The organism is Hymenobacter koreensis (assembly GCF_039541855.1).
Lineage (GTDB): Bacteria > Bacteroidota > Bacteroidia > Cytophagales > Hymenobacteraceae > Solirubrum > Solirubrum koreensis.
Window position 1 is genome coordinate 114,474 of record NZ_BAABHA010000001.1, and the last position, 25,939, is coordinate 140,412.

24 protein-coding genes are annotated in these 25,939 nt (G+C 61.6%); 13 read left to right on the plus strand and 11 right to left on the minus strand.

The window, feature by feature from the left end:
• Nucleotides 1-5 precede the first annotated feature (5 nt).
• Nucleotides 6-584: a nitroreductase family protein gene (locus tag ABD903_RS00495; RefSeq protein WP_345220378.1), complete on the minus strand. Its 579-nt coding sequence runs from the start codon at nucleotides 582-584 to the stop codon at nucleotides 6-8.
• Nucleotides 585-641: 57 nt separating this feature from the next.
• Complete coding sequence (locus ABD903_RS00500) at nucleotides 642-1,358, minus strand: pirin family protein (protein ID WP_345220379.1); 717 nt, start codon at nucleotides 1,356-1,358, stop codon at nucleotides 642-644.
• Nucleotides 1,359-1,619: 261 nt separating this feature from the next.
• On the opposite strand from ABD903_RS00500, the gene ABD903_RS00505 reads away from it, so the two are divergent.
• The 3 genes from ABD903_RS00505 to ABD903_RS00515 all read left to right on the plus strand — a co-directional run bounded on the left by ABD903_RS00505 (nucleotide 1,620) and on the right by ABD903_RS00515 (nucleotide 3,655).
• Nucleotides 1,620-2,075 (plus strand): MarR family winged helix-turn-helix transcriptional regulator, encoded by a 456-nt coding sequence (locus ABD903_RS00505; RefSeq protein ID WP_345220381.1) that lies wholly within the window; start codon nucleotides 1,620-1,622, stop codon nucleotides 2,073-2,075.
• 32 nt (nucleotides 2,076-2,107) lie between these two features.
• Nucleotides 2,108-2,545: an organic hydroperoxide resistance protein gene (locus tag ABD903_RS00510; RefSeq protein ID WP_345220383.1), complete on the plus strand. Its 438-nt coding sequence runs from the start codon at nucleotides 2,108-2,110 to the stop codon at nucleotides 2,543-2,545.
• Between the two features lie 90 nt (nucleotides 2,546-2,635).
• Nucleotides 2,636-3,655 (plus strand): NADP-dependent oxidoreductase, encoded by a 1,020-nt coding sequence (locus tag ABD903_RS00515; RefSeq protein WP_345220384.1) that lies wholly within the window; start codon nucleotides 2,636-2,638, stop codon nucleotides 3,653-3,655.
• 78 nt (nucleotides 3,656-3,733) lie between these two features.
• Here the strand turns inward: ABD903_RS00515 and ABD903_RS00520 are convergent, their stop codons facing one another.
• Nucleotides 3,734-5,062: a serine hydrolase domain-containing protein gene (locus tag ABD903_RS00520; RefSeq protein WP_345220386.1), complete on the minus strand. Its 1,329-nt coding sequence runs from the start codon at nucleotides 5,060-5,062 to the stop codon at nucleotides 3,734-3,736.
• Nucleotides 5,063-5,281: 219 nt separating this feature from the next.
• Between ABD903_RS00520 and ABD903_RS00525 the strand changes: the two genes are divergently transcribed.
• The 4 genes from ABD903_RS00525 to ABD903_RS00540 all read left to right on the plus strand — a co-directional run bounded on the left by ABD903_RS00525 (nucleotide 5,282) and on the right by ABD903_RS00540 (nucleotide 12,459).
• A complete protein-coding gene (locus tag ABD903_RS00525; RefSeq protein WP_345220388.1) occupies nucleotides 5,282-5,692 on the plus strand; it encodes a hypothetical protein in 411 nt (136 codons plus the stop codon).
• A 107-nt stretch (nucleotides 5,693-5,799) separates the two neighbouring features.
• A complete protein-coding gene (locus tag ABD903_RS00530; protein WP_345220389.1) occupies nucleotides 5,800-10,266 on the plus strand; it encodes a CusA/CzcA family heavy metal efflux RND transporter in 4,467 nt (1,488 codons plus the stop codon).
• Nucleotides 10,267-10,317: 51 nt separating this feature from the next.
• On the plus strand, nucleotides 10,318-11,514 hold the full coding sequence (locus ABD903_RS00535) for an efflux RND transporter periplasmic adaptor subunit (RefSeq protein WP_345220391.1): 1,197 nt from the start codon (nucleotides 10,318-10,320) through the stop codon (nucleotides 11,512-11,514).
• 21 nt (nucleotides 11,515-11,535) lie between these two features.
• Nucleotides 11,536-12,459 (plus strand): glutamate--tRNA ligase family protein, encoded by a 924-nt coding sequence (locus ABD903_RS00540; protein WP_345220392.1) that lies wholly within the window; start codon nucleotides 11,536-11,538, stop codon nucleotides 12,457-12,459.
• Here the strand turns inward: ABD903_RS00540 and nfi are convergent.
• The 4 genes from nfi to ABD903_RS00560 all read right to left on the minus strand — a co-directional run bounded on the left by nfi (nucleotide 12,440) and on the right by ABD903_RS00560 (nucleotide 16,659).
• Nucleotides 12,440-13,129, minus strand: coding sequence for a deoxyribonuclease V (nfi, locus tag ABD903_RS00545; RefSeq protein ID WP_345220393.1), 690 nt, complete (start codon nucleotides 13,127-13,129; stop codon nucleotides 12,440-12,442). The two genes, ABD903_RS00540 and nfi, sit on opposite strands and share 20 nt — an antisense overlap.
• An 86-nt stretch (nucleotides 13,130-13,215) precedes the next feature.
• On the minus strand, nucleotides 13,216-13,746 hold the full coding sequence (locus ABD903_RS00550; protein WP_345220394.1) for a hypothetical protein: 531 nt from the start codon (nucleotides 13,744-13,746) through the stop codon (nucleotides 13,216-13,218).
• Nucleotides 13,747-13,812: 66 nt separating this feature from the next.
• The gene (locus ABD903_RS00555; RefSeq protein ID WP_345220395.1) at nucleotides 13,813-15,366 is read right to left on the minus strand and encodes a serine hydrolase; all 1,554 of its coding nucleotides are present in this window, start codon (nucleotides 15,364-15,366) and stop codon (nucleotides 13,813-13,815) included.
• Between the two features lie 96 nt (nucleotides 15,367-15,462).
• Nucleotides 15,463-16,659 (minus strand): glycosyltransferase family 87 protein, encoded by a 1,197-nt coding sequence (locus tag ABD903_RS00560; RefSeq protein WP_345220396.1) that lies wholly within the window; start codon nucleotides 16,657-16,659, stop codon nucleotides 15,463-15,465.
• 145 nt (nucleotides 16,660-16,804) lie between these two features.
• Between ABD903_RS00560 and ABD903_RS00565 the strand changes: the two genes are divergently transcribed.
• Genes ABD903_RS00565 through ABD903_RS00575 form a run of 3 tightly spaced genes read left to right on the plus strand, consistent with a single transcriptional unit; the run spans nucleotide 16,805 to nucleotide 18,769 of the window.
• Nucleotides 16,805-17,449: a dienelactone hydrolase family protein gene (locus tag ABD903_RS00565; protein WP_345220398.1), complete on the plus strand. Its 645-nt coding sequence runs from the start codon at nucleotides 16,805-16,807 to the stop codon at nucleotides 17,447-17,449.
• Nucleotides 17,428-18,126, plus strand: a complete 699-nt coding sequence (locus ABD903_RS00570) for a DUF1990 family protein (protein ID WP_345220399.1) — start codon at nucleotides 17,428-17,430, stop codon at nucleotides 18,124-18,126. Before ABD903_RS00565 ends, ABD903_RS00570 begins: the two co-directional genes overlap by 22 nt.
• Complete coding sequence (locus ABD903_RS00575; protein ID WP_345220401.1) at nucleotides 18,113-18,769, plus strand: DUF1990 domain-containing protein; 657 nt, start codon at nucleotides 18,113-18,115, stop codon at nucleotides 18,767-18,769. The genes ABD903_RS00570 and ABD903_RS00575 overlap by 14 nt, the downstream gene beginning before the upstream one ends.
• 185 nt (nucleotides 18,770-18,954) lie before the next feature.
• On the opposite strand, the gene ABD903_RS00580 is transcribed toward ABD903_RS00575, so the two are convergent.
• Nucleotides 18,955-19,251, minus strand: coding sequence for a DUF3817 domain-containing protein (locus ABD903_RS00580; RefSeq protein ID WP_345220402.1), 297 nt, complete (start codon nucleotides 19,249-19,251; stop codon nucleotides 18,955-18,957).
• Between the two features lie 136 nt (nucleotides 19,252-19,387).
• On the opposite strand from ABD903_RS00580, the gene ABD903_RS00585 reads away from it, so the two are divergent.
• Nucleotides 19,388-20,431 carry an NAD(P)-dependent alcohol dehydrogenase gene (locus tag ABD903_RS00585; protein ID WP_345220404.1) on the plus strand — a complete coding sequence of 348 codons (1,044 nt, stop codon included), beginning with the start codon at nucleotides 19,388-19,390 and terminating at the stop codon, nucleotides 20,429-20,431.
• A gap of 71 nt (nucleotides 20,432-20,502) precedes the next feature.
• Here the strand turns inward: ABD903_RS00585 and ABD903_RS00590 are convergent, their stop codons facing one another.
• The 3 genes from ABD903_RS00590 to ABD903_RS00600 all read right to left on the minus strand — a co-directional run bounded on the left by ABD903_RS00590 (nucleotide 20,503) and on the right by ABD903_RS00600 (nucleotide 23,039).
• On the minus strand, nucleotides 20,503-21,042 hold the full coding sequence (locus ABD903_RS00590; protein ID WP_345220406.1) for a hypothetical protein: 540 nt from the start codon (nucleotides 21,040-21,042) through the stop codon (nucleotides 20,503-20,505).
• 81 nt (nucleotides 21,043-21,123) lie between these two features.
• Nucleotides 21,124-21,780 (minus strand): cytochrome b/b6 domain-containing protein, encoded by a 657-nt coding sequence (locus ABD903_RS00595; protein WP_345220408.1) that lies wholly within the window; start codon nucleotides 21,778-21,780, stop codon nucleotides 21,124-21,126.
• A 59-nt stretch (nucleotides 21,781-21,839) separates the two neighbouring features.
• Complete coding sequence (locus tag ABD903_RS00600; RefSeq protein WP_345220409.1) at nucleotides 21,840-23,039, minus strand: pyridoxal phosphate-dependent aminotransferase; 1,200 nt, start codon at nucleotides 23,037-23,039, stop codon at nucleotides 21,840-21,842.
• Between the two features lie 193 nt (nucleotides 23,040-23,232).
• On the opposite strand from ABD903_RS00600, the gene ABD903_RS00605 reads away from it, so the two are divergent.
• Both ABD903_RS00605 and ABD903_RS00610 read left to right on the plus strand, forming a co-directional pair.
• Nucleotides 23,233-23,769, plus strand: a complete 537-nt coding sequence (locus ABD903_RS00605; protein WP_345220411.1) for a DinB family protein — start codon at nucleotides 23,233-23,235, stop codon at nucleotides 23,767-23,769.
• A gap of 442 nt (nucleotides 23,770-24,211) precedes the next feature.
• Nucleotides 24,212-25,717: a T9SS type A sorting domain-containing protein gene (locus tag ABD903_RS00610; RefSeq protein ID WP_345220412.1), complete on the plus strand. Its 1,506-nt coding sequence runs from the start codon at nucleotides 24,212-24,214 to the stop codon at nucleotides 25,715-25,717.
• The last annotated feature ends 222 nt before the right edge of the window (nucleotides 25,718-25,939 follow it).

The following is a 25,939-nucleotide window of genomic DNA, read 5'->3' on the forward strand; positions in this document are numbered from 1 at the left end:
GGTGCTTACTCGGGCAATTGTTGGTTAAAGGCGAAGTCGGCCAGCGGCTTGCGGCTGCGGGCGGCGGTTTCGCGCGAGCGGAATGGCTCGTCGAGCTGCTCGGCCTGGCCTACGTAGCCCAGGGCCAGAAATGCAACCGGCTCAAGGGTAGGGGGCAGGTTGAACACCTCTTGGGTTTTGGCGAAATCGAAGCCGCCCATTACGTGGCCGTGCAAATCCAGAGCCGTGGCCTCCAGAAACAGGGTGGCGTTGGCGGCGCCTACGTCGTGCATGGCCGTGCGGTTCAGCTGGCCGTTGTCGTAGTGGGTTTTCACCAGCGAAATCATGAGCACCGGCGCGTGTTTGGCCCAGGCTTGGTTGGCCGGCACCAGGCAGTCCAAAATGCGGTTAAACGCTTCCGTGTCGGCTTTATGGGCGTAGATGTAGCGCCAGGGTTGCTCGTTCATGGCGCTAAACGCCCACGATGCCGCTTCCAATACTTGTTCCAGGGTTTCCTGCGAAACGGGTTTGTCGGCGAAGGCGCGCGGGCTCCAGCGGTTACGAATGAGCTCGTGAACGGGGTAAGTTACGGTGGCTGGTTTCATGGGTAATATGCAAACGGGCCCTAGCGGAGCAGGCCCGGTGTTTGGTAAGAAAAAGGCTTATACGGCCATGGGAACTTCCATCAGCAACAGTTCGGCGTTGCTGTCGGCTTTGATATCGAAGCGGTCGGTTTCCCAAATACCGAAACCGTCGCGGCGGTGCAGGGTTTGGCCGTTAATGGTTACGTCGCCTTCCAGCACAAACGCATACACGCCGTTGCCGGGCTTTTTTACTTGGTATTCGGTGCTATGGCCGGCGTCGAAATTGCCAAGGTGGAACCACGCATCCTGGTGAATCCACACGCCCGCGTCATCGGGGTTGGGCGAGAGTACCTGCTGTAACTGGTTGTGACGGTCTTCCGCGCGGAACGTTTGCTGGTCGTAGCGCGGCTGTACGCCCCGTTTGTTGGGGAACAGCCAAATCTGCAGGAACTTCACTTCCTGGTCGCGGTTGTGATTTTTCTCGCTGTGCGCCACGCCCGTGCCCGCGCTCATTACCTGTACATCGCCGCGCCGGATAACACCCAGGTTGCCCATCGAATCCTTGTGCTCCAGGTCGCCCGACAGCGGAATGCTGATGATTTCCATGTTGTCGTGCGGGTGGGTACCGAAGCCCATGCCGCCGGCTACGGTGTCGTCGTTTAGCACGCGCAGCACCCCAAAATGCATGCGCTCGGGGTTGTGGTAGCCAGCAAAGCTGAAGGTATGGTGGGAATTCAACCAACCGTGGTTGGCGTGGCCGCGGGTAGCAGCGCGGTGCAAAATGGTTTGGGCCATGATGGGGTAAGAGCGAAGTGTAACTGTTAGCAGCCGTTGGCTTATCAGTGAATCTGATAAAGCCGGAAGTCTAGCTAATGATGCAAATATATGTACATACATCAAATGTATATACATAGTTCAAGAGAATATTTGCCAGTCTGAAATGATCCACTTCAGAAGGCTTTTGTCTGCTGGCCAGAGTACCGATTAGGGTTATTCGATTTGATTGTGCGCAATTAAATTTCAAACAATTTAGTTTGCGTCCTCGTTAAGGGTGTCATGAACAAGCCGACCGTGCATTCACCGGAAGCCGCTGCCCTGCTAAAGCTGGACAATCAGCTGTGCTTTCCGCTATACGCGGCCTCGCGCATGTTCACCAAGGCCTACCAGCCGCTGCTGCAAGAGCTTGACCTCACGTACCCGCAGTACCTCGTGCTGCTGCTGCTGTGGGAACACGGCGAGCGTACCGTGAAGCAATTGGGCGAGGAGCTGTTGCTCGATTCGGGCACGCTCACACCCTTGCTCAAGCGCATGGAGCAGCGCCAGTGGCTCACGCGTCGCCGTGACCTGCGCGACGAACGGTCGGTCATTATTGGCCTCACCGAAAGCGGCCAGCAGCTGCGCGAGCGGGCCTGCGCCGTGCCGGCTGCGCTGCTGGAAAAGCTAGATATGCCGGAAGCGGAGTTTAACCAGCTACGCACCCAACTCAAGCATCTTTTAACCCTGCTTGCCTAATCTGGCGGGCATCATTTTTACCTCTCTACCCGATGAAAATCGAGAAAGTCTTCACCGCACAAGCCAAAGCCAAAGGCGGCCGCGACGGCCAAATTACCACCAGCAACGACGTGCTGAACGTGCCCCTGAGCACGCCCCGCGAAATGGGCGGCCCCGGCAAAGCCGGCGCCACCAACCCCGAGCAGCTGTTTGCCGCTGCTTACGCCTCCTGCTTTGAAGGCGCCCTGGGCGTAGCCGCTCGCCAAGCCAGCGTGAAGCTCGACGGCGTAACGGTAGAAGCCCTTATCGGTTTCGGTAAGGCCGAGGACGGCGGTTACGGCATTTCGGCCGATCTGCACATCAACATTCCCGGCGTGGAGCAAGGCCAGGCCGAAGACCTGGTGGCCGCTGCCCACCAAATTTGCCCTTACTCGCGCGCTACCCGCGGCAACATTGAGGTAAACCTGAACACGACGACCAACGCCAACTAATCCATCGGCGTACCCTTTCAGCAAACAGTGGCTTCCACCCTCGTCGGGAGCCACTGTTTTCTTTTTCGCTCTTCCGATAAACTCATTGCTATGAACAACACCTCCATTGTGCTGGCCAGCCGGCCCAAGGGCATGCCTACCGCCGAGCAATTCCGCTTTGTAACCGCCGAAGCACCCACCGCCCAAGCGGGCCAAGTGCTGCTGAAAACGCTTTACGTTTCCGTCGATCCGTACATGCGGGGGCGCATGAACGAGGGTAAATCGTACGTGCCGCCTTTTGCCGTGGGCGAAGCACTGAACGGCGGCGTGGTAGCCGAAGTAGTGGAGAGCCAGCACGAGCAGTATCCGGTGGGCACGGCCGTAGTGGGCCACCTGGAATGGCGCGAGTACAACGTATCGGACGGGCGCGGTTTACAGGCTATTCCAACGGATGCCGCACCACTGAGCTACTTTCTGGGGTTACTGGGTATGCCGGGACTCACGGCGTATTTCGGCCTGCTCGATATCTGTCGCCCGCAGCCCGGCGAAACCGTGGTGGTTTCTGGGGCGGCCGGGGCCGTGGGCACGGTGGTGGGCCAGTTGGCCAAGCTGCACGGCGCCCGCGTGGTAGGCACTGCCGGCTCCGATGAAAAAGTGGTTTACCTGAAAGAGCAGCTGGGTTTCGATGAAGCCATTAACTACAAAACCGCGCCCGATATCAAACGCGCAATAGCCGCGGCCTGCCCCAGCGGCGTGGATTGCTACTTCGATAACGTGGGCGGCCCTATTTCCGACGCCGTGTACGGCCTGCTCAACAAGCACGCCCGCATTGCCCTCTGCGGCCAGATTTCAAGCTACAACGCCACCGAAACACCCGTGGGGCCGCGCCCCGAGGTAAAGCTGCTGCAAAGCAGTGCCCTGATGAAAGGCTTCATCGTGAGTGACTACGCCGCCCGCAACCCCGAAGGCATTCAGGCGCTGTTAACCTGGTACAAGGAGGGCAAGCTGCAGTTCGAGGAAACGGTTGTGGATGGCTTCGAGCAGATACCGAATGCATTTCTGGGCCTGTTCCGCGGCGAGAATACTGGCAAGCAGCTGGTGCGCGTGGCGGAGTATTCGGGTCAGCGGTAAGGCATTGCCGATGCGACTTGGCGGAGCGGTCGTGCCGGAGCTAATCCGGCATGACCGCTCTTCTTTTTTATAGCGGGCTTAGTTTTTCAGTACGCGCCGCGAGCCTAATACGCGGCCATCGGCAGCACGGAGCTGCAGCACGTAGGCGCCGGTGGGCAAGTCCACGAGCGGGAATTGCAGCTGCGGAGTGTTAGCCGGTTTTTGCACCAGCGTACGGCCCAGCAGGTCGATGAGGCTGAGCGAGCTTCCCGAAGGAATCTTGCCCGGCAGCTGCACGAACAGCGCATCGGACGCGGGCGTGGGATATGCCTCAAAAGCCATCGATTCGGTGCGGCTGGTGCCGGCGGTTACGGTGCAGTTGAACATGGCATTCAGGTACTGCCACAGTTCGTTATCGAAGGAAGAAACCGCCAGCCGCGGTTGCCCGGCCGATTGACCTTGTCGAACCACTACTAAGCCGAGACTGGGTACCACGTATATTTTCTGGTCGTTTTTGCCGAGTGCGGCAATCATATCGGCCGGGGCATTGGGCACGAAGGAGCCGGGGAATACCGTTTGCTGCGGCCCGGGAAGCATGTAGGACTGCTGCCCGTTCAGCCACCATAAGTAGCCATAGGAACGGTTGAAAGCTTGGGAAGGCGTGGTCATGCGCCGGAAATAGGCCGTGTCGCGCAATACAGGCGTTTGTGCCCAGGTGCCGCGGTTCAGCATCAGCAGGCCGAAGCGGGCCATGTCGCGTGCCCGGCTGTAATACACGTCGTTCACCCAGGCGCCAATCATGCCAATACGGCTGCCCACGCGCTGGTTGGTGTACTGGTTGATGGTCAGGCCGCTCGTGCGGGCCACTACGTCCTGTGCCAAGCGGTACGGCCCGGAATGGTAGGCCCAGCGCGTGCCGGCATCGGTGCGGTAGTACAGGCAGTTGGGGGTGGTGCTGAGCTCGTCGCAGGGTGGGGGTGGGGTGTCGTCCAGGCCCGAGGTCATTCGGAGCTGGTCGTGCACCGTAATCAGCTGCTCTTTGGCCGCCGGCGCGGAGGTCCAGCCCGCGCCCAGCACGCTGGTTACCGTGGTGTTGAGCGTCAGTAGGCCTTCCTGTTGCGCAATGCCCACTAGCGTAGCCGTGAGCGTCTTGCCCGCCGAGGCCCAATACCAGACCGAGTCGCGGGTGTAGGTGCCGTAGTACTGCTCCACCACCATGCGGCCGTCTTTCAGAATGATAAACGACTTGGTGTTTTTGCGCCCCAGGAAGTTCAGCAGCGAATCCAGCCGCGGCTGGCACCAGCCTAAACTTTGCGGCGAAGTAGTGGCCCAGGTAGTGCCGGTAGTGGGCGGGAAGTACAGTGCGGGGCTCTGGGCCTGCGTAGTCAGGGCCACAATCAACAGTAACGCGAGTAGCAAGTGTTTCATGGTCGGCAGCGGTTTTGCGCTTGGACTGAGGCAGCCGAGCAACGTTTAACGCCGTTCGAAAATTAGCTCTGCACTATGCTTATGCCGAAAGAATACCGGCAAAAAAGCCTGATTCCTTCTGGCATACTGCCTTCGCCAGCAACTCTTCACCCCCTTTTCGGTTTTTCAGCGCCGCGCACCCGCCCGCTCTCGATTGCTGCTGGTATCTTTGCCCTCACGATGACGAAGCGACTGGTCATAGCGCTGTTGAGCCTGCACCTGTTTGCAGTGGCCATGGTGCCTGCCGGCAATGCGTTGGAGCTGCTGAAGCTGCCGCAGCTGGTGGAGCACTACCGTCAGCAGCACGCCGGTACCGCGGTGATGAGCTTCCTCTACGACCACTACGCCGGCCTGCACAACCAGCAGCGCCAGTCCGACCACCACTCGCTGCCCCTGCACTGCTGCCTGCACCAGGCCACGGCTCTGGCTTTGCCGCCGGTGCTGCGCCTGGCGTTGCCGCCGCAGCTGCCCGAGTTTACGGTAGAGCAGCAATACCGCGGTGAGTACGTGGCCTCCACGCCCCGCGGCGTGCCCAGCACCTGCTTCCAGCCCCCGCGCTCCTCGGCTGCCTCCAAGGCAAGCCGGGCGTAGGCTAGCGGCCCGGTTTGGGCGAAATGCGCGTGCCAAAGTGGGCGCGGCGCATTTCGCTGCAGTACCGCCGGTCATCAGGAAAGCCGCCGAAGGGTGGCACCAGATCCATGTTCAATAAGATTATCGCGCTCAGCTTGCGGCACAAGCTGGGAGTGGCGGCGGGCGTGTTGGCGCTGCTGGCCTGGGGGCTGTACGCGTTGCGGCAGCTGCCCATCGACGCCGTCCCCGACATCACCAACAACCAGGTTATCGTCTACACCGTGTCGCCCTCCCTGAGCGCGGCCGATGTGGAGCGACTCGTCACGTTTCCGGTGGAGCAAAGCGTGGCCACCATTCCCGGCCGCGAGGAAGTGCGCTCGTTTTCGCGGGCCGGCCTGTCGGTGGTTACCATCGTGTTCGGCGACGACGTGGACAACTATTGGGCCCGGCAGCAGGTGGCCGAGCGGCTCCGTACTGCCGAATCTGAAATTCCCGACGGCGCAGGCCGCCCCGAAATGGGCCCCGCCACCACCGGCCTTGGCGAGATTTATCAGTACACCATTCGCGTAAAGCCCGGCTTCGAGAAGAAATATTCGCTGGCCGAGCTACGCACCCTGCAGGACTGGGTGGTGCGGCGCCAGCTGCTGGGCACGCCCGGCGTGGCCGATGTGTCGTCGTTTGGGGGCTACGTGCGCCAGTACGAGGTGGCCGTGGACCCGGCCCGCCTGCGCAGCTTTAACCTGACCATTGCCGATTTGCGCGCGGCCCTGAGCGCCAACAACGGCAACGCCGGCGGCGGCTACCTGGTGCGCGGCCCGCAGGCCTGGTTTATCCGCACCGAGGGCCTGGCCCAGTCCGAAGCCGACATTGGCCGGGCGGTGGTGCGGGCGCCGGCCGAAGGGCGCGGCCCCGTGCTGGTGCGCGACGTGGCCACCGTGCGGCCCGGCGCCATGCCACGCTACGGGGCCATGGTGCGCAGCCGCACCGGCGAAACCGTGGGCGGGCTGGTGCTCATGCTGCGCGGGGCCAATTCCTCGGAAGTGGTAGACGCCGTGAAAAACCGGATGCAGGCCGTGCAGCAAAGCCTGCCGCCCGGCCTCGAAATTCACCCCTTCCTCGACCGCACCAAGCTCGTGGACCAAGCAATTCATACCGTCACCAAAAACCTGGCGGAGGGCGCGCTCATCGTGATTTTCGTGCTGGTGCTGTTTCTGGGCAACCTGCGCGCCGGCCTGGTGGTGGCTTCGGTTATTCCGCTGGCCATGCTGTTTGCCATCGGCATGATGCACGTATTTGGCGTGTCGGGCAACCTGATGAGCCTCGGCGCCATCGACTTCGGGCTGATTGTGGACGGCGCGGTTATCATTGTTGAGGCCACCATGCACCGGCTCACGTCGCGCTACGGGCAGGCGCACGGGGCCGGCGAAATCCCGCTCACCAACGAGGACATGACGCCCGAGCAGATGGACGAGGAAGTGTACGACGCGGCCTCGCGCATTCAGCAGTCGGCCTCGTTCGGTCAGTTCATCATTCTGATGGTGTACCTGCCCATCCTGGCCCTTACCGGCATCGAAGGCAAGATGTTCCGGCCCATGGCCCAGACGGTGATATTTGCCATCCTGGGCGCCTTTATTCTCTCGCTCACCTACGTGCCGGTGATGTCGGCGCTGGTGCTGCGCAAGGGCGTGCACGGCGGCTGGTCCGATAAGTTTCTGGCCCGCCTCGCGGCCCGCTACCGCCGCCTGCTCACGCGGGTGCTGCGCGTGCCCAAGCTGGTGCTGGCCGCGGCCGTGGCCCTGCTGGTGGGCGCGGCCTGGCTGCTAACCACCCTCGGCGGGGAGTTCATTCCCACCCTCGAAGAAGGCGACTTTGCGGTGGAAACCCGCGTGCTGCCCGGCTCTTCCCTCGACTACACCACCCAGCAGGCCCAGCGCGCCGCCGATTTGTTGAAAGAAAAATTTCCCGAGGTAAAGGAGGTGGTGGCCAAAATCGGCTCCTCCGAAATTCCCGTCGACCCCATGCCGCTGGAGGCCTGCGACCTGATTGTGGTGCTGAAGGACCGCAGCGAGTGGACCTCGGCCGACAACCGCGAAGACCTGGCGGCCCAAATGGCAAAGGCGCTGCGCGTGCTGCCCGGCGTTACGTTCGGCTTTCAGCAACCCATTCAGATGCGCTTCAACGAGCTCATCAGCGGGGCGCGGCAGGACGTGGTCATCAAGATCTACGGCGACGACCTCGATCAGCTGGCCGGCTACGCCCGCCACACCGGCCGCGTGGTACAGCAGGTGGAAGGCGCCACCGACCTCTACGTGGAGCAGGCCACCGGTCTGGCCCAGATAGTGGTGCGGCCCGACCGCGAACGGCTGGCCCAGTACGGCCTGAGCATCGACGACCTGAACGAAAGCATTGCCGCGGCCTTTGCCGGCTCGGAGGCCGGGCAGGTGTTTGAGGGCGACCGGCGTTTCGGGCTGGTGGTGCGCCTGGCCGACGAGTACCGCCACGACATTGCCCAGGTGCGTGCTCTGAATGTGGCCCTGCCCGGCGGCCGGCAAGTGCCGCTGGAGCAGGTGGCCCGCGTCGATTACCAGGTGGGCCCGAGCCAGATTCAGCGCGACAACGCCCGGCGGCGCATTACGGTGGGCTTCAACGTGCGCGGCCGCGACGTGGAAACCGTGGTGCAGGAGCTGCAGGGCAAAATCAGCCAGCAAGTGCAGCTGGCCCCCGGCTACACCATGACCTACGGCGGGCAGTTCGAGAACCTGCGCCAGGCCAACGCCCGCCTGGCCGTGGCCGTGCCGGTGGCTTTGCTCATGATTTTCGGGCTGCTCTACCTCACGTTCGGCTCGCTCAAGCAGGCGGTGCTCATCTTCACCGCCATTCCGCTGGCCGCTGTGGGTGGGGTGCTGGCCTTGTGGCTGCGCGACTTGCCGTTCAGCATTTCGGCCGGCGTGGGTTTCATTGCCCTGTTTGGCGTAGCCGTGCTCAACGGCATCGTGCTGCTGAGCTCCTTCAACCAACTGCGCGACGCCGGCCTGCGCGACGTGCGCGAGCGGGTGCTGCGCGGCACCGAAGAACGCCTGCGCCCGGTGCTGATGACGGCTACCGTAGCCTCGCTCGGCTTTCTGCCCATGGCCCTGGCCGGCACCGCCGGCGCCGAAGTGCAGCGCCCTCTGGCCACGGTAGTTATCGGCGGTTTGGTGTCGGCCACGCTGCTCACGTTGCTGGTGCTACCGGTGCTGTATTACCTGAGCGAGGCGGATGGCGGCTTCTGGCGTAACCTGCTGGGCCGCCGGCCGCGCCCGGCTACCGTCGTGGCCGCGCTGGCCGCCGCGCTGCTCGGTCCGATTGGGACTTCGGCGCAAACGCCGGCGGGAAACCCTACTGCCGCTCCGCTGACGGCCACGGCTGCCGTGCAAACGGCCCTAAGCCGCAGCGGCGACGTGCGGGCCGCCAATTACCAGCTGGCCGCCCGCTCGACCGTGCGCGGCGCGGTGTGGGAGTTGCCGCGCACGTCCTTGCAGGTGGGCTACGGGCAGCTGAACTCGCCCTACCTCGACAACCAGTTTGCCTTGTCCCAACAGTTGCCGGCGCTGGGCCAGTACCGCGCCCTCACCGGGCTGGCGGTGGCGCAGGTGGCCGTGGCTGAATCGGAGCTGAACGTGCGCCGGGCCGAGCTGCGCCGACAGGTGCGCCAAGCCTACCAGCAGGCCGTGTACGCCCGGCATCGGCTGCGGCTGCTACGTGCGCAGGACAGCCTAAGCCGCGAGTTCCGGCGCTCGGCCGAACTGCGCTTCCGCACCGGCGAAGCGGCCCGCATCGAGCCGGCTACGGCGCTGGTGCAGGCCGGCGAAACCCAGCTGGCTACCTCCCGCACCCGCACCGACTACCAGGCGGCCCGCCTGCAGCTGCAGGCGCTGTTGCAGTGGCCCGCGCTGCCCATGCCCGCCGACAGCCTGCTGCTGCCGCTCGCGCCACCCACGGAATTGCTCGCGCTGCTGGGTGAGGAGCAAAACGCCGCCATCGACACGCTGAACCCCGCCGACCCGGCCGCGCAGCTGCTGGCCCGACAGGCCGAGGAGCGCCGTGCTGAAACCCTGGTGCAGCAGCGGAGCCGCCGGCCCGAGTTGGGCTTGACGTACCTGAACCAGTCGTTTCGCGGCACGGTACTGTACCAGGGCGCCGAGCAGTTTTACGGCCCGGGCAACCGCTTTCAGGCGGCACAGCTGAGTGTGAGCGTACCGCTGTGGGCGCGCCCCTACAAAGCCCGCGAAGAAGCCTCCCGCCTGCAGCAGCTGGCCGCCCAGGAAGCTTACCGACGCCGCGTAGCCGAGGTAGCAGCCAGTCAGACCGCTCTGCTGACCCGCCTGCGCGAGCAGCAGCAGCGCCTGAGCTTTTACCAGCAAACCGGTTTGCCCCAGGCCGCACTTATTCAGCGGCTGGCCGGCAAGGGTTGGCGGACCGGCGAAATGCCCTTCGCCGAGTACCTGCTGCACGCCGAGCGCGCCCAGCGCCTGCGCACCGACTACCTCGACGCCGTGCTGGCCCACAACCAAACCGTGCTGGAGCTGGAATACCTGCTCGGCCGCACGGATTAATGGCCTGGTAAAACGATGCTGTCCTTCTCCTTATTCTGACTTATCAACCCAATGTTTTCTTCTGTTTATCAACCGACGAGGTGGCTGCTGCCCGCGCTCCTGCTGAGTTTGGCCGCCTGTAACTCGGCCTCTGAAAAGTCAGCCGCCGAAACCGCCGCCCCTGCTGCTGCCGAGGAACCTGCCGTTGCCAACGAAGTGCAACTCAGCCCCGACGAACAGCGGGTAGCCGGCGTGCGCACCGGGCGGGTTAGCATGCAGTCGTCGGCTGGTGCCCTGCGCGTAAATGGCACGCTGGATGCGCCGCCGCAGAGCTTGGTGGTGCTAAGCGCTCCGTTGGGTGGGTACGTGGAGCGCCTACCGTTGCTGGCCGGTACGCGGGTGCGCCAAGGCGAAGCCATTGCGGTAATCCGTAACCCCGAATTCATTCAGGTGCAGCAGGATTACCGGCAGGTGCTCAGCCAGCTCGAGTATGCCCGTACTGATGTGGAGCGGCAGCGTGAGCTGGTAGCCGAAGAAGTGGCCCCGGCTAAAAACTACCAGCGGGCCCAGGCCGAGTACCGCAGCCTGCAGGTGCAGCGCGACGCCCTGTTGGCCCGTCTGCGTTTGGCTGGCCTGCCGGTACGAGGCAGCGGCGCCATGGCCACCACGGCCGAGCTGCGGGCGCCCATCAGCGGCTTTGTGCAGAAAGTAAATGCCACCACCGGCCAAACGCTGGCCCCCACCGACCCCGTGGCGGAATTGGTCGACCCCACGCACCTGCACGTAGAGCTGACGGTGTTTGAAAAGGATGCGCCGCGCGTACGGGTTGGGCAGCGCCTGCGCTTCACGCTGGCCTCCGATTCGGCAGGCGGCGAGCATACCGGCCACGTAAACCTGGTAAGCCGGACCGTAGACCCAGAGTCGCGCACCGTGAGCATCCACGGCCACCCCGATGATGAAAACAACCCGCGGCTGCTGCCGGGCATGTTCGTGCGGGCAACCATCGAAACCAATGAAAAGCCAACCACGGCCCCGGTGCCGGCCTTGCCTGAAGCGGCAGTGGTCGATTACGAGGGCCGGAGCTACATTTTTGTGCAGCCCACGGCCGGGCAGCCGCGCTACCGCATGGTGGAAGTGCGCCGGGCTGGTTCGGTAGAAAATGGAATGGTGCCGGTTGTGCTGCCGGCTGCCGTGACGGCCCAAACCACCGTGGTAACCGAGGGAGCTTACAGCCTGCTGGGTAAGCTCAAGAACACGTCGGAAGAATAGCCAGCTGCGTAAGTTCGGGCCATGAATCAGGCTGCTTCTTCGGTTACTACTGTTGCTGCATACCCCGCACCGGTGGTAGGCCGGCTGGCGCCAACGCCCAGCGGCTACCTGCACCTGGGCAATGCCGTGAACTTTGTGCTGACGTGGTTGCTCGTGCGCCAGGCCGGTGGTACGCTGCATTTGCGCATCGACGACCTTGACCGCGCCCGTCTGCGCCCAGCCTACCTCGACAGCATCTTCCGCACCATCGAGTGGCTGGGTATCGACTACGACCACGGCCCCAGCGGCCCCGACGACTTCCTGCGCCACCACTCGCAGCTGCTGCACCTGCCCGAGTACAACCAGCTGCTGCGCCGTCTGCGGCTCGTGCCCGGCCTGCTGCATGCCAGCCTGCGCAGCCGCACCCAAAACGCCGAAGTACCCGCCGACCTTGACCAACCCGGCGCGGCCTGGCGTGCCCACGTGCAGCCGGGAGTGGAAGTGACCTTCCCGGACCTCTGGCAGGGCAAAACCAACGTGCCACTAGGCCGACTGATGCCCGATTTTGTGCTGCGTAAGAAAGACGGCGTAGTGGCGTATCAGTTGGCCTCGGTAGCCGACGACCTGCGCTTGGGCACTACCCTCATCGTGCGCGGATTGGATTTGCTGCCCAGCACCGCAGCGCAACTGTGGTTGGCCCGGCAGTTGCCCGAAACAGCGGCTTTCTGCGGCCCAAGGGTGCGGTTTCTTCACCACCCGCTGCTAACCGATGCGCAAGGGCAGAAGCTCTCGAAGTCGCAGCAGTTACCGCTGGAGCAGGGCGTAATGGGCTCGGGAAGAGGACCGCAGTTGGTTTATGAAGCCGTGGCGAAGTTATGGGGCCTTCCTCCCGGAAATGCCAGCTCATTGGCTGAGCTGGCATCTTCGCTCCCCGACCATCTACGCTTTACCGCACTTCTTTCTTGAACTCTTCGGCCCAATGGTCGGCTAGGCGAGTAGGCTCGGGGAGCTTGTAGCCGCGGGTGCAGTGCCACGCCAGCGCCGTAGCAGTATCCTGGTCGATGCGGTGGCCGGGGCTGACGAAGACGGGTTTTACGCGGTCTTTCGTGCGCAATACTTCGCCTAGCAGCTCACCGGTTTTTTTGTCGGTTAACGGTGCCGTGGTTCCGGCTTCCGTGCTGGGTTCGGGGTGCTGGCCGGTTAGCACCTGCTTGGCTACTCCGAAGCTGGGTTTATCGAGTAGCACGCCAATATGGGCCGCAATGCCCATGCGGCGGGGATGCGCAATACCGTGGCCGTCTACCATCAGCACATCGGGTTTTTGGGTGAGCTTCTCGAAGGCCAGCAGCAGGTTGGGCGCTTCGCGGAAGCTCAGGAAACCCGGCACGTAGGGCATGTTTACGGTGCCGTAGTGGTACACCTTTTCCACCAGCTCCAACTCCGGAAATTTCAGCACCACAATAACCGATAGAATGGTTTCGGGGGTGGGAAACGAGGAATCCAGGCCGGCAATGAGCTTGGGCGGGTGCGCCAGCGGCTCCAGACGCACGCGCTGGCGCATCTCGTTTTGGGTGGCGGTTAACTGGCGAACCAGCTCGGGGTCGGCGGGCGGGTGGTAGGGGCGGTAGTAGGCCATAATTGCATCGGGATGGTAGGCCCTATACGCAGCCGCGGCCGGCAGCGTCGGGCTACCGGCCGCGGCTGCCATCCAGTCACTGGAAACTACCGATTCAGCATGGGCATCGGGCTTTTTTCGGCGTCAACGCGTTGGCCATCCAAAGTCAGTTCCTTGCGCTTGGTGTGCTTGCAACCGCAACGGCCACCCCCGCCACCAACTTTTACGTCGAGGTCGGTTAACTCAAAGCTTCGGTTGGCAACCGGCACCCGCAAACGGTAACTTTTTACCAACTCGCCGGCAGGGTTGCGCGCCAGCCCTTCCAAATACACGTAATCGTTGCGGATATCCAGGTACTGGCCGGAGATAATCGAGGTGGCCTGCGGCAAAGGTTGCCGAAAGGTGTCGGGCTGGCCCAACAGGTTCGGTGTAGCGTAAGCCAGCAGGTAAGCACTGCGTAGTTCTGCTGCCCGAAACCCCCGGCCGGAAAGCGAGTCCGTATTAATCGGCAGGCGAAAGGTGCTTACGTCCCCATCAAAACAGTCACAACAGCCGATGCCCATCAGCCCAAACGACATGGCGCCTAGGCTTAGGGCAAGGGTTATGCGCTGCCAACTGGTAGTAAATTTCGGTATCATAGAGCTCAGGGATACATAGCGGTGAGCCCCACGGCGAGCCGGTGGTTGCACGTCTCAGCTGCTGTTTTACCCTTTGCGGAACACGTACGAGTCCTGCTCGATGAAGTCGTTTACGCGCAGCTCCAGGCCAGTTACTTTGCCGCTTTCTACCTTAAAATCGGCGGGATAAATGCCGTAGCTCAGGTTCGAGTACACGCAACGGAACTGCTGCCCGTCCATGTAATCGAGGGTGGCCGTAAGGCTGGGGTGGCGGTTAAAACTTACCAGCAGCTGCTTGCCCTTACGCGCCACCGTAATGGGGCCGTAGAGCGGGTGCGTATACTGTCCGGTGTAGTCCTGCAGGTTCAGCGGCAGCTTGGTTTTCTTCGCCACGCGGGCGTTCAGTTCGGTTAGGTTCTTGAGCGTGGCTTGACGGGCCGACGTGGAATAGGGCAACAATTGCTTGCTGCGGTCAACATACGGCATGCCCAGGTAGCTGTCGAGCAGCTGGTAACGCAGGGCCTCGAAGAAGCTTTGGTTATCCTGGTTGGTGAGCACGGCAATGCCCAGCCGCTCCTCGGGCACAAAGCACACGTTGGTTACGTAGCCCACGGCGCCGCCGGTATGCCAGTACACCTGCTTGCCGTTGTAATCTGCCGAAAGCAGGCCGAGGCCGTAGGTTTGGTAATGAGAGGGCAGAAGCGACGATTTGCGGGTAGAAATGAGCGTATTCGCGTCGCGGGTGCGGCGCACGGCGGCCCAGCTCAGCACGCGTTGGCCCTGATACTTGCCGCTGTCCAGCTGGCACTGCAGCCACTTGGCCAGGTCCGTCACGTTCGAAACCATGCTGCCGGCGGGGCCAATGTTATCGATTTCGTCGAAAGGCATCTGGCTCAACGGGCCGTAGCCGTTTGAGTAGGGCAGGGCAATGTTGGGCAGTTGTCCAAAGCCGCGGGTGCGGGTGCTGGTGCTCGTCATGCCCAGGGGCTGCAACATGTTTTGCTGCAGGTAATCGTCCCAGCTGGTGCCGCCCGTTACGGTGGGAATAATTTGGCCAGCCGTGAGGAAAGCCGCATTGCAGTAACCGTATTCCTGCCGAAATTGGTTGGGCGGCGTGAGCAGGCGCATGCTGCGCACAATGTCCTCGCGGCTCATATTGGAGCTCCAGAAGGTAAAGTCGCCCTGGAAGGTTTTGGTGCCGAGGTGGTGGCCCAGCAAGTCCCGAACCGTTACCAGCTGCGTGGAAACGGGGTCGGCCAGCTGAAAATCAGGCAGGTGTTTGGTGACTTTATCGTTGAGCGAGAGTTTCTTCTCGTCGTCGAGCTTGGCCAGGGCGGTTCCGGTGAACAGCTTGGTGTTCGAGGCAATCATGAAGAGCGTGTTGGCATCCACGGGTTCGGGCTTGCCCACAGCGCGCACGCCGTAGCCTTTGGCCACCACCACTTTGCCGTCTTTCACCACCACTACGGCCAAGCCCGGTAGGTCCCATTGTTTCAGCCCACGCTTCACGTAGGCATCGAGCGAATCGGCCACGAAACGGCTGCCCGGCACCTGCACGCCGGGCGTTTGGGCCGAAGCCAGCAGGGAAGTAGCCGAGAAAACGGTGGCCGCAAGGCCGGTACGGAGTACACGTGCAATCATAGAAGCAGGGAAAACGAAGGAAGGCTGGGCAAAGACGCGTTGCGTTGGGCACGGCTGCCCGGTGAAGATGCGGAATTCAACCGGGTGCGCAAGGTTTTAGGCGGTTACCGCGTCGGCTGCTACCGGCGGTTCCGTGACTTCGGCCTCGGCTTGCGCCAAACGGGTGCGCCAACGCGGGTACAGCAGCAACTGCGCCATAATCACGGCCCAGGTCAGAATCATAGGCACGGCCTTGATTTTGTAGGGCACGAAGAAATCGTTGCGGATGCTGCGCGGGAACAAATCGGAGGGCGAAAGCGAGGTAAACACCAGCACCAAGGCCAGCAGCACCCAGGCCAGCGTGGGCGTGGCACGGCGGTAGCACACAAACCACAACCCGAAGCCCGCCACCGCAATAACGAAAGTGGGCGACTCGGCCATTTGGTTGAAAATGACCACGAAAATCAGAATGGCGGCCACGTACAGGCGGCGGTAAGCGGTGTCGCTCCAGCTGCGCCAATGCACCAGCGGCAGCAGCAGCGTGAGCAGCCCCAGGCCCTGCACCAAACCCTTGGAAACCGGCCAGCCAAACCACGTTTCCAGCACGCCCATCAGGGAAAGCTGCACGTTAGTGGCCGACTCGCGCACAATGGTGTACCAGTTCAGATACATCGTCTGAAACTCCGCCCACGAGGCCACCACCAATGGCGCCAAGGCCAGCAAAATGCCGAACAGCACCGCCCACAGGGCCGCGCGCCACCAACCGGGGTAAAACAGGAAAATCAGCCCGATGCCGATGCCGTACACTTTGATGAAAAACGCCAGCGCGATGCACAAGCCCGCCCACATTTGGCGCTTGTTCTCCAGGTTGATGTAGGTCCAGAGCATCAGGCCCAGCAGCAGGCAGTTGCTCTGGCTGTTTTGCAGCGCCGTAAGCGTATCGATGGCCAGCACCAGCAACAGCAGGATGCTGCGGCGCTGCTCGGGAAACAGCCGCCGCACGGCCGTGTACATCACCACAATGTTTAGCGCGTTCCACAAAAACAATCCCAGCGAGTCGTGCATTACGGCCACCGAGCCCATGAACAGCGCGAAAGTGGGGCTATACTTGTAGGGCACGCTGTAAAGGGCGGGGTAGTCGGCGTACAGGTCGCGGCCCGCCAGCAAGTGGAAAAAGGGCAGCGTGAAAATCTTGTAGTTGTCGACGGCGTACTTGAGGTACTGTTGAGCGGTGGCAAACACCAGCATTAGCGCGTACAGCGCCAGCACAAAGCGCGGTTGCAACACAAAAGCCTGAAGGCGCGAACGAAACACGGCAGGTAATGAATGTGGAAGCGGCAAAGATACCGCCGGGCCGCCAGCTTCGGGCATGCCGCCACCAGGGGTAAGCAGGGGCAACGACTACTTTTTGCCGCCAACTGCGTAACATACCTGCCGCTTCGTCAACACTCCCCCTTTCATGGAACCTGTTACCGCTCCCAAGCCCATTCGGCTGGAGCTGCCCCACGCGACGCTGGCTGCCGATTTAACGCTGCCGACCAACGCCCCGGGCATCATTATTTTCGCCCACGGCAGCGGCAGCAGCCGCCTCAGTCCTCGTAACCAATACGTGGCCCAGCGCCTGCAGCAAGCCGGTTTTGGTACGCTGCTGTTCGATTTTTTGACCCCCGAAGAAGACCAGCACAGCGAGGCGCGCTACGACCAGGAACTGCTCACGCGCCGGCTCATTGGCGCCACCAGCTGGGTGTGCCGGGAGTTGCGCCTGTTCGATTTGCACCTTGGCTTTTACGGAGCCAGCACCGGTGCCGCCACCGCCCTGCGCGCCGCCGCCGAGCTCGGCGACAAAGTAAAAGCCGTGGTGCTGCGCGGCGGCCGCCCCGATTTAGCGCCCGGCACGCTGGAACTCATCAAAACCCCCACGCTGCTGATTGTGGGCGGACAGGACTGGCCCGTGGTGGGCATGAACGAACAGGCCCTGGAAACGCTTACCAGTCCCAAGCGCCTGCACGTGGTGCAGGGCGCCGGCCATTTGTTTGAGGAGCCGGGCACGTTGGAGGAAGTCGCCGATTTGTCGGTGGAGTGGTGCCAAACCCATTTGTGCTAATTGGCGGGCGCCAGAAAGCCACCCCGGCCAACCCCTGCGCCGTTAGCCGCGTTTGGGTAACAGCTGCCCGTTCCTCCCCCGGCGGCTCCTTTCTCATGACCGAAAACGAAACCCCGCAACCCGCCGAGTCCGGCTCCGGCCCGCACATCGAGCGGCGGTATTACATCGACGTGGCCGACGCGCAAAAGTCGGCGACTGAGCTCATGAACACCGTTCAGTGCGACGTCGAGAAGTTTTCCCCCGATTTGCTGGCCAACTTCGAAAAGCGCAAAGGCGAACAAGGCCGCTTGCGCGTCGACGACGAATTCCACATCAAAATCCTGGGCCCTTGGAATGGCTCGGTGCGTGTCACGGAAGTTACCAATCAGCACTTCGAGTTCATCACCCTGGAAGGCCACCCCGAAGCCGGCCGCATTCGGTTTTCGGTGCGGCAGCTGCCCCAGCCGGCCAGGGCCTTGCGGTTCGAAATTCATTCCTGGGCTCGTTCCCGCGACGGGCTGGTGGCCTTTGCTTACAGCACCATTGGCGTGGGTAAACGGGTGCAGGAGCAAACCTGGGTAACGTTTTGCCAGCGCGTGGCCGAAGCAAGCGGTGGTAAACCCATTAAGCCCGTGCAGGTGGTAACCGTGGAGCAGGACGGCACCGAAAAACACACCGACCGCCATGAACGCACCTAGTACCGCCACTGCGCCGCCCCTCTGGGAGCTGCACCGCGCCCGCCTCGATGCCTACGCCAAAGCCAAGGTAAACTACGACCTCGACCGCGTGCACGAGTACACCGCCGAGTCGGGCTGGCGCATTGATGATTACGGGACCGAGCTGCCCTCGGAGCCACCCGGGCCGCCTCAGCCCAACGGCAGCTGGGAAGCCGCCCACCAAGTGCTGCTCAATTACTCGTTCCCGCCGCCCGACCTCATCACCGGCATTTTCGTGCCCGATACGCCCTTAGCCGAGCGCGTGATGCTGCTGCGCGGGCGTTTCCTGGGCTTTACGTTCTGGTTTGGCGTGCGTATCGGCGGCGTAATCGACGAAGAGCGGACCACGCCCGACGGCCCCGAGCGGGTGTGGGGCTACAATTACCGCACTTTAGAAGGGCACTTCGAGAAGGGCGAAATCACGTTCACGGTGCACAAAAAGCTGCAAACCGGCCGCGTGCATTTCAAAGTCAAAGCGTATTCACAGCCCGACCGCATCGACAATATTTTCTACCGCATCGGCTTCAAGCTGTTCGGGCGCACGCTGCAGCGCAAGTTTGCGCGGGAATCTCTCAGGCGGCTGCGTACTTTGGTGGTGGAGCAGCTGCAGAAGGGGCGGGGGTGACGCTCGGTAACGGCGCTGCTGGCCCAGAGCGATTCACCAGTTCGTGTACGTGGACCCCACCCCCGTCCCCTCCCCCGTAGGGAGGGGTACCAAACAACGAAGCCGTCTGGCACCCCTCCCTACGGGGGAGGGGCCGGGGGTGGGGTCCACGTACACGAACTTGGAAACTGCTACAATTACTTCTCTTACTCCTGAAACAGCTTCTTGTCGGCCCAGAACGTGCCGAACGGCACCAACGACGCCACAAACGCCAGTACGGCTTTCTTGAACGACCAGCTGTGCTCGATGGCGGCCATAATAACCAGCAGCACATACAGCACAAACAGCAGCCCGTGCGCCATGCCTACCATGCGCACCGCTTCGGGCTGGCCGAGCAGATACTTCAGCGGCATGGCAATGCCTAGCAACACCAAAAACGAAACCCCTTCGGCAAAACCCACAACGCGCAGGCGGCCAAGCGTAGACGAAAGCAAACGAAACATGCGCAGCAAAAACTCGGGTAAAACGAACGTGCAAAACTAACCCCCGTGCGGGGCTTTGCCGCTGTGGAGCTTAAACCTGCGGGCCCTGCTGTCGGTTATACCCTTTCTGAACTCCATTCCCTCTAACCAAACCAACATGCTCCCAACCCAAGCATATGCCGCCCCCGCCGCTAACGTGCCGCTGGCTCCGTTCCAGTTCGAGCGCCGCGAGGTCGGTCCGCACGATGTCCTGATTGACATTGCTTTTTGCGGCGTCTGCCACTCCGATTTGCACCAGGTGCGCGACGAGTGGGGCGGCTCCATTTTCCCCATGGTGCCCGGCCACGAAATTGTGGGCCGCGTGACCAAAGTGGGCGACCATGTAAAGAACTTCAAGGTCGGCGACCTGGCCGGTGTGGGCTGCATGGTGGACTCGTGCCGCACCTGCCCCAGCTGCCAGGAAGGCCTGGAGCAGTACTGCGAAACCACCGGCATGGTGGGCACCTACAACGGCCGCGAGCGTGACGGCTCGCCCACGTATGGCGGCTACTCCAACCAGATAGTGGTGGACGAGAAATACACGCTGAAAGTATCCGAAAAGCTGGATCTGGCCCGCGTGGCGCCGTTGCTCTGTGCTGGCATCACTACCTACTCGCCGCTGCGGCAGTGGAAAGTAGGCCCCGGCCACCGCGTAGGCGTAATGGGCTTGGGCGGCCTGGGCCATATGGCCGTAAAACTAGCCGCCGCCATGGGTGCCGAGGTAACCGTGCTCAGCACCTCGCCCAACAAAGCCGCCGACGCCGAAGCGTTAGGTGCCCACAAGTTTGTGGTAACCAAGGATGCCGCGCAGCTGAAAAGCGTAGCCAATTACTTCGACTTCATCATCAATACCGTATCGGCGCCGCTGGATATGGGCCAGTACGTGAACCTGCTGCGCCGCGACGGTACCATGATTCTGCTGGGTGTACCGCCCGAAGCCCCGCAGCTGCACGCGTTCCAGCTCATTGCCAAGCGCCGCCGCATTGCCGGCTCGCTCATCGGCGGCATCGAGGAAACCCAGGAAATGCTGGACTTCTGCGCCGAGCACAACATCATGTCCGACATCGAAATCATCGACATCAAGGACATCAACGAAGCTTACGAACGCATGCTGAAAGGCGACGTGAAGTACCGCTTCGTAATTGATTTGGCCACGCTGTAGAGTAGGAGTAACCTGAACGCAAAAGCGGCGGCTGCCTCACCGGGCAGCCGCCGCTTTTGCGTTTGGCTCTTTTAGCGTACCTCGTACGGAAACCAGAAGCTGCCCTCAAACACCAGCTTCTTGGCAGCCGAGCGGGCCACGTTGGTTTGGCAGGTCACCACGCGGTAGGTGCCCATCATGATGTGGCGCGTGGCATCAATGGCAATGACGCGCACCTCGCCTTCGTTTACGCCGCAGGCCATGGACTCGGCGCTGATTTCGCCCACGCGGTAGGCGGCTTCGCGCACGTGGCCGCTCAGGATTTCCTTGAAGCGGTACGTAGCCGGCACGGGCTTAAACTCATCGACCAGTATGGTGAGGCCCTGCTCGTCGCGGGCGTCGGCGCGGGCCAGGGCCAGCGTAAGCACCTTGCCGGGCCCCGTAGAAACCTCAATGCGCGAGTACACGGTATCCACGGCCACCGGCGCCCCGTTGATGCGCATGGTGAGCGACGGAGCCGCCCGCACCGGTTTTGGCGGCTCCAGGCGGAAAGCCAGCAATGGCATACCCACCAGCAAGCCGCAGCTAAGGGCAAGGTTGCGGCACCAAGAGGCTTTGGGTAGCGGGTACATGAGCGGATACTTTTCGGTTAGCAGTTAAGCGTCGTCGGACTGCTGGCACAGACGCATAGCCTGCAACGAACGGGCTATGCTTTAAGTGCGTGGTTCGCCGCCGTTAATCATATCCGACACAATGCCGCGGTCTTTGTGCAGCTCGGCCCACACCACGCCCACCACATGCACCACAATAAAGCCCATAACGAGGTACATGGTGAAGTTGTGAACTTCTTCAATGGTGTGCTCCAGCTCCTCCAGGAACGGCACGTCGTCGGCGTAAATCAGCCCCAGGCCGGTTACGACCATCACCACCAGCATCAGGTAAAAGGCCAGGTAGGAGTACTTTACCAGCGCCGATTTCTGCAATCGGAACGGCTGACCTTCGGCCGATTGTCCCTTGGCCTGTTTTAAGCGGTGTGCGAACCGCTGGCTGCGGGCTTGGGCTATTTCGGTTACAATGCGCAGGGCCAATAGCACGGCCAGCGTCACCCCAAAGTAGATGTGCCAGTCCCACACCTTGTGGCTCACAATGCGCGTGAGCCCCCGAATCTGCTCCAGGCTCATGGTTACGCCTTCTTTCTGCAGCACCTCCTGAAATTTCGGCCCCACCTCCTTCATCTTCAGCACCACGAACAGCACGAAAATGGAGGTCAGCAGCGCCGACACGACAAAGGAGTTGGCCCAATGCCAGATGCGCAGAGCAAGGGAGTATTTTCGGGCAGCAGGAGCAGCTGCGGGCGGCAATTCAGACATGGAAGCGGGGCAGGATGAAAGTGAAGAAACGAGAAGAAGCGAAGCTGAAGAAAGCGAAATTAGGCCCCGATGCGGCCGGGGTACTGCCGTAAGGCTTCGGCCAGGCAATCCATGGCGCCGTCGATGGCGGCTTGGTTAATGACGTAGGCCAGACGCACCTCGTTACGGCCGGCGCCGGGCGTGGCGTAAAAGCCAGTTGCGGGCGAAATCATAACGGTGTGGCCGTCGTGCTGAAACTCCTCTAGCAGCCACAGCGCAAAATGTTCGGCATCGGCAATAGGCAGGCTGGCCATAATATAAAACGCGCCGCCGGGCGTGGGGCAGTACACGCCGGGAATGGCGCGCAGGCGCTCCACCATGCGGTTGCGGCGGGCCAGGTATTCTGCCTTGGCCAAGTCGAAGTAGCTGTCGGGTAGCTCGGTGGCGGCTTCGCCCAGCAGCTGCGCCAGGCCGGGCGGACTCACGCGCATTTGGGCAAACTTGAACGCTACGGCCTGCAACGCTTTGTTTTTGGTAACGAAGGCGCCTATGCGTGCCCCGCAGGCGCTGTAGCGTTTGGAAATGGTATCGAGTACCACCACGTGCTCCGCCGCACCAGGCAAGTGCAGGGCACTTACGTAGTTGCCGTCGTAGCAAAACTCGCGGTAGGCTTCGTCGGAGAGCAGGTACAAATGGTGGCGCCGGCATAAGTCCAGCAGTTGCTCCAGTTCCTGCCGGCTGTACACGTAGCCGGTAGGGTTGTTGGGGTTGCACACCAGCAAGGCCTTGGTGCGCGGGGTAATACGGGACTCGAACTCGGCAATGGGAGGGAGGGCGTACCCGTTCTCGATGTGCGAGGTAACGGGCACAATGCGCACATCGGTAGCCACGGCAAAGGCCGTGTACGCGCCGTAAAACGGCTCGGGCACAATGAGCTCGTCGCCAGGGTTCAGGCAGCTCATCAGGGCAAAGAAAATGGCCTCCGAGCCACCGGCCGTTACCAGAATATCCTCGGCCTCCACTGGCATACCGGCCCGCTGGTAGTAGGCGGCCAGCTTGGTGCGGTAGCTGGGCAGGCCGGCGGTGGGGCTGTATTCGAGTACCCCAATGCGGGCCTGCTGCACGGCGGCCAGGGCGGCGGGCGGGGTTTCAATATCGGGCTGGCCGATGTTCAGGTGGTACACGCCCACGCCGCGCTGCTTGGCGGCATCGGCGTAAGGAGTGAGCTTGCGGTAGGGCGACATGGGCATGGCCGTGCCGCGCCGGGAAACTTGCAACATGCGGGTAAACGGCTGAGCGCTCAGCCAACGAATGCCCCAAAATACCGCATAGCTGGCAGTTTTGGGCTTCGGCGTGCAAATACCGGCCATTTTTATGCGCTGGCTACTGCATGGGGACTGTTACGAGCCGCCTTTTCCGAAAGCAGACGGGTGAATTAACAAACCAGCGCCTACCTCGTGCGTTATAGCCTCAATGGCTTCCTCCGACCTCAAAGAAGTATGGCTGCGCGGTCCTCTGCCCGTAGTGCCGGCACTGCTGCAACCGGTGGCCCATGCCTTGCTGCAGGCCCGCGAAGAGTTAACACTTGCCCTGCATGATTTCCCCGATGCCATGCTTTGGGAACGGCCCGCCGGCGTGGCTTCGGTGGGGTTTCACCTGCAGCACCTCACCGGCGTGCTCGACCGACTCTTGACTTATGCCCGCGGCGAAGCCCTGTCGCCCGCGCAGCTGGCGTACCTGACTGCCGAGGGCCAGCCCATAGAACGGCCTACCCCCACCGCCGACCTGCTGCGCGCTTTCGATGCTCAGGTAGATGTAGCACTGGTTCAGCTGAACGGCACCAACGAGGCCACGCTGACCGAATTTCGCGGGGTGGGCCGGGCCAAACTGCCGTCCACGGTTATGGGCCTGCTAGTGCATGCCGCCGAACACACCATGCGCCACGTAGGCCAACTGCTGGTTACAGCGCGGTTCCTGGCCGCATCCCGTTCGGCCGTGCCCAGTCGGTAACTGTGCGGACCTGGCAACTCCGTTACCCGGAAACGCCGAAAGTGCTAGCCCGGATAGGGGTTTGCGGGCCAATTTCTCCGGAGGTACTCTAGCCGCTTCGCTGCCAGGAAGAACCGCATTGGCGGCCCGAAGTGGCTTATTTCATAGTGTCGTAAGCAATGTACTAATCGAACTCAGCCATGCCTTTTGCAATTCGCGAGTTGCTATAGGGTGATTATAGAACTTTTTATATTCATAAATGTAACTTTTTCAATAGAGTAGGTACTGTCAAAAACTGACAACGTTTAATCATGCAAATAAAATATTGTAATAAAGTGCGTTAGCGTTCAGGGAAGGAGCTTTTAGGGGTGGAAATAAATTAAGTTGCTATTAAACAATTTATAATTGGAAAAGTCATGTAGATTCGTGTCGTAGTTGGATGAGTTATAAAAAATGCTGGAAAATGAAAAAAGTTTACACCTCCTTTTGGTTGGCTCTCTTGTTGGTTGGCTTCACAACCGTGAGCTACGGGCAGTCGTCGAGTAACTGCTCTGGGCAGTTCACCATTACCTACCCCTCCGGTACCGGTACTGCCACTACCACCATTAACAATGGGACCGGGGATTTAACGGGCTCTTACTGCCCTTCCGCTACGGCATCCACGGCCTTGGTGGTAACCCCAATTTCTAACGGTATCCTAACTCTACGCCGAGCCATCGGCACGGATACTGCGGTGGTAATGACCATCAATCCCTCGCTGGCGGGTACTACCCATACGTTTGCGCTGCCCCAAATTGCAACGCAAGCCACCTATATCCTGGCCAGCACCATCGATTGCCCCAATGCCAAGCTAAAGGAATTCAACCTGGTGTTGGCCCCTACGCTGACGGTCAGGGCCAGTTCCGCAGGCACGGCGCTTGGTGCCCAAGACGCGGTATGCCCCGGCACCAGGGTAACCATTGAGGCAAGCGGGGCTACCAGTGGGTCGCAGTACCTGCTTTCGGCGGGCGGGCAGGTTATCAATAGCAACACGACCGGGGTATTCGACGTGATGCCGTCGGAATCCACTACCTACACCGTAGCGACCAATACCCCCACCTGCGGTTCCGATTTGGTGTCGCAGAATATCCGGGTGCTTACCAAAAACCTGGTGCTGGAATCCAACGACGAAGATAACAACGTGCAGCCGGGTACCGAGGTCATCCTGTCTACCACGCAGGGCACGGGAGGGCCGTACACGTATACGGCCAACAACGGCATTTCTACCACCACGCTGGCCGCTACCAGTGCCCAGATAACCGTAACGCCCACCCGCACCACCTTGTATACGGTCAGCGGTACCACCATCGAAAGCAACTGCCCCAGCACGGTGTCGCTGCTGATAACGGTGAATAACGCACCGCTGCCGATAGAGCTGGTTGCTTTTTCGGCCGTGTGGAGCGGCAAAGGGGCCCTGCTTACCTGGGCCACCGCCACTGAAAAGAATAACGCCTATTTCGTGGTGGAGCGGAGCCTGACCGGGGCCGAGTTCCAGGCGGTGGGGCAGTTGGCCGGCGCGGGCACCACGCCCAACCGCTCGACCTACCGCTTTACCGATAATAGCGTGCCCCAAGGCAGCGGCCGCACCCTGTACTACCGGCTGCGCCAGGTCGATGAGGACCAGACCAGCACGTTGTCGCCGGTGCGTACGGTGCAGGTACCCGCGGCTGAGCAGCTGTTTACAGCCAGCGTATTCCCAAACCCCTACGAGAAAACCGCCTCGGTGCAGCTGGATGCCCTGGAGGCCGGACCGGTAACTTTCACCGTGCAAAATGCGCTGGGCCAAACGGTGCGCCGCCTTACGGCCACGGTTGCCACGGGCCTGCAAACCATTGCCCTGCCCGAAACCGCTACGCTGCCCGCCGGCATTTACTACCTCACTGCCCGCCAGGGCAAGCAGCAGCAGGTACTGAAAATGATCAAGCGGTAAGCCGACTGCGGTGAATCCGACAGCGTTACGAACGCACTTGTTGAAACCCCACAAAGAGGACCCCGTTTGGGGTCCTCTTTGCATGTTGTATGAATTGGTGAACGGGAAGTAACGCTTCCAGAACAGTACCGCTAGGCCACAGGTCATGACTTGAGGCCGTTTCTAAAATTAAATACGCTGTAAACCCTTTTTTATACAAACTACTTGCCCCTATTTTTATGC

Bases quoted from the DNA above. Each gene is read 5' to 3' on its own strand.
- ABD903_RS00585 (WP_345220404.1), top strand. From the start codon at position 19,388: ATGCTCCCAACCCAAGCATATGCCGCCCCCGCCGCTAACGTGCCGCTG.
- ABD903_RS00580 (WP_345220402.1), bottom strand. From the start codon at position 19,251: ATGTTTCGTTTGCTTTCGTCTACGCTTGGCCGCCTGCGCGTTGTGGGT.
- ABD903_RS00535 (WP_345220391.1), top strand. From the start codon at position 10,318: ATGTTTTCTTCTGTTTATCAACCGACGAGGTGGCTGCTGCCCGCGCTC.
- ABD903_RS00505 (WP_345220381.1), top strand. From the start codon at position 1,620: ATGAACAAGCCGACCGTGCATTCACCGGAAGCCGCTGCCCTGCTAAAG.
- ABD903_RS00555 (WP_345220395.1), bottom strand. From the start codon at position 15,366: ATGATTGCACGTGTACTCCGTACCGGCCTTGCGGCCACCGTTTTCTCG.
- ABD903_RS00530 (WP_345220389.1), top strand. From the start codon at position 5,800: ATGTTCAATAAGATTATCGCGCTCAGCTTGCGGCACAAGCTGGGAGTG.
- ABD903_RS00600 (WP_345220409.1), bottom strand. From the start codon at position 23,039: ATGTTGCAAGTTTCCCGGCGCGGCACGGCCATGCCCATGTCGCCCTAC.
- ABD903_RS00595 (WP_345220408.1), bottom strand. From the start codon at position 21,780: ATGTCTGAATTGCCGCCCGCAGCTGCTCCTGCTGCCCGAAAATACTCC.
- ABD903_RS00540 (WP_345220392.1), top strand. From the start codon at position 11,536: ATGAATCAGGCTGCTTCTTCGGTTACTACTGTTGCTGCATACCCCGCA.
- ABD903_RS00510 (WP_345220383.1), top strand. From the start codon at position 2,108: ATGAAAATCGAGAAAGTCTTCACCGCACAAGCCAAAGCCAAAGGCGGC.
- ABD903_RS00550 (WP_345220394.1), bottom strand. From the start codon at position 13,746: ATGATACCGAAATTTACTACCAGTTGGCAGCGCATAACCCTTGCCCTA.
- ABD903_RS00515 (WP_345220384.1), top strand. From the start codon at position 2,636: ATGAACAACACCTCCATTGTGCTGGCCAGCCGGCCCAAGGGCATGCCT.
- ABD903_RS00590 (WP_345220406.1), bottom strand. From the start codon at position 21,042: ATGTACCCGCTACCCAAAGCCTCTTGGTGCCGCAACCTTGCCCTTAGC.
- ABD903_RS00495 (WP_345220378.1), bottom strand. From the start codon at position 584: ATGAAACCAGCCACCGTAACTTACCCCGTTCACGAGCTCATTCGTAAC.
- ABD903_RS00565 (WP_345220398.1), top strand. From the start codon at position 16,805: ATGGAACCTGTTACCGCTCCCAAGCCCATTCGGCTGGAGCTGCCCCAC.
- ABD903_RS00500 (WP_345220379.1), bottom strand. From the start codon at position 1,358: ATGGCCCAAACCATTTTGCACCGCGCTGCTACCCGCGGCCACGCCAAC.
- nfi (WP_345220393.1), bottom strand. From the start codon at position 13,129: ATGGCCTACTACCGCCCCTACCACCCGCCCGCCGACCCCGAGCTGGTT.
- ABD903_RS00575 (WP_345220401.1), top strand. From the start codon at position 18,113: ATGAACGCACCTAGTACCGCCACTGCGCCGCCCCTCTGGGAGCTGCAC.
- ABD903_RS00610 (WP_345220412.1), top strand. From the start codon at position 24,212: ATGAAAAAAGTTTACACCTCCTTTTGGTTGGCTCTCTTGTTGGTTGGC.
- ABD903_RS00605 (WP_345220411.1), top strand. From the start codon at position 23,233: ATGGCTTCCTCCGACCTCAAAGAAGTATGGCTGCGCGGTCCTCTGCCC.
- ABD903_RS00520 (WP_345220386.1), bottom strand. From the start codon at position 5,062: ATGAAACACTTGCTACTCGCGTTACTGTTGATTGTGGCCCTGACTACG.
- ABD903_RS00525 (WP_345220388.1), top strand. From the start codon at position 5,282: ATGACGAAGCGACTGGTCATAGCGCTGTTGAGCCTGCACCTGTTTGCA.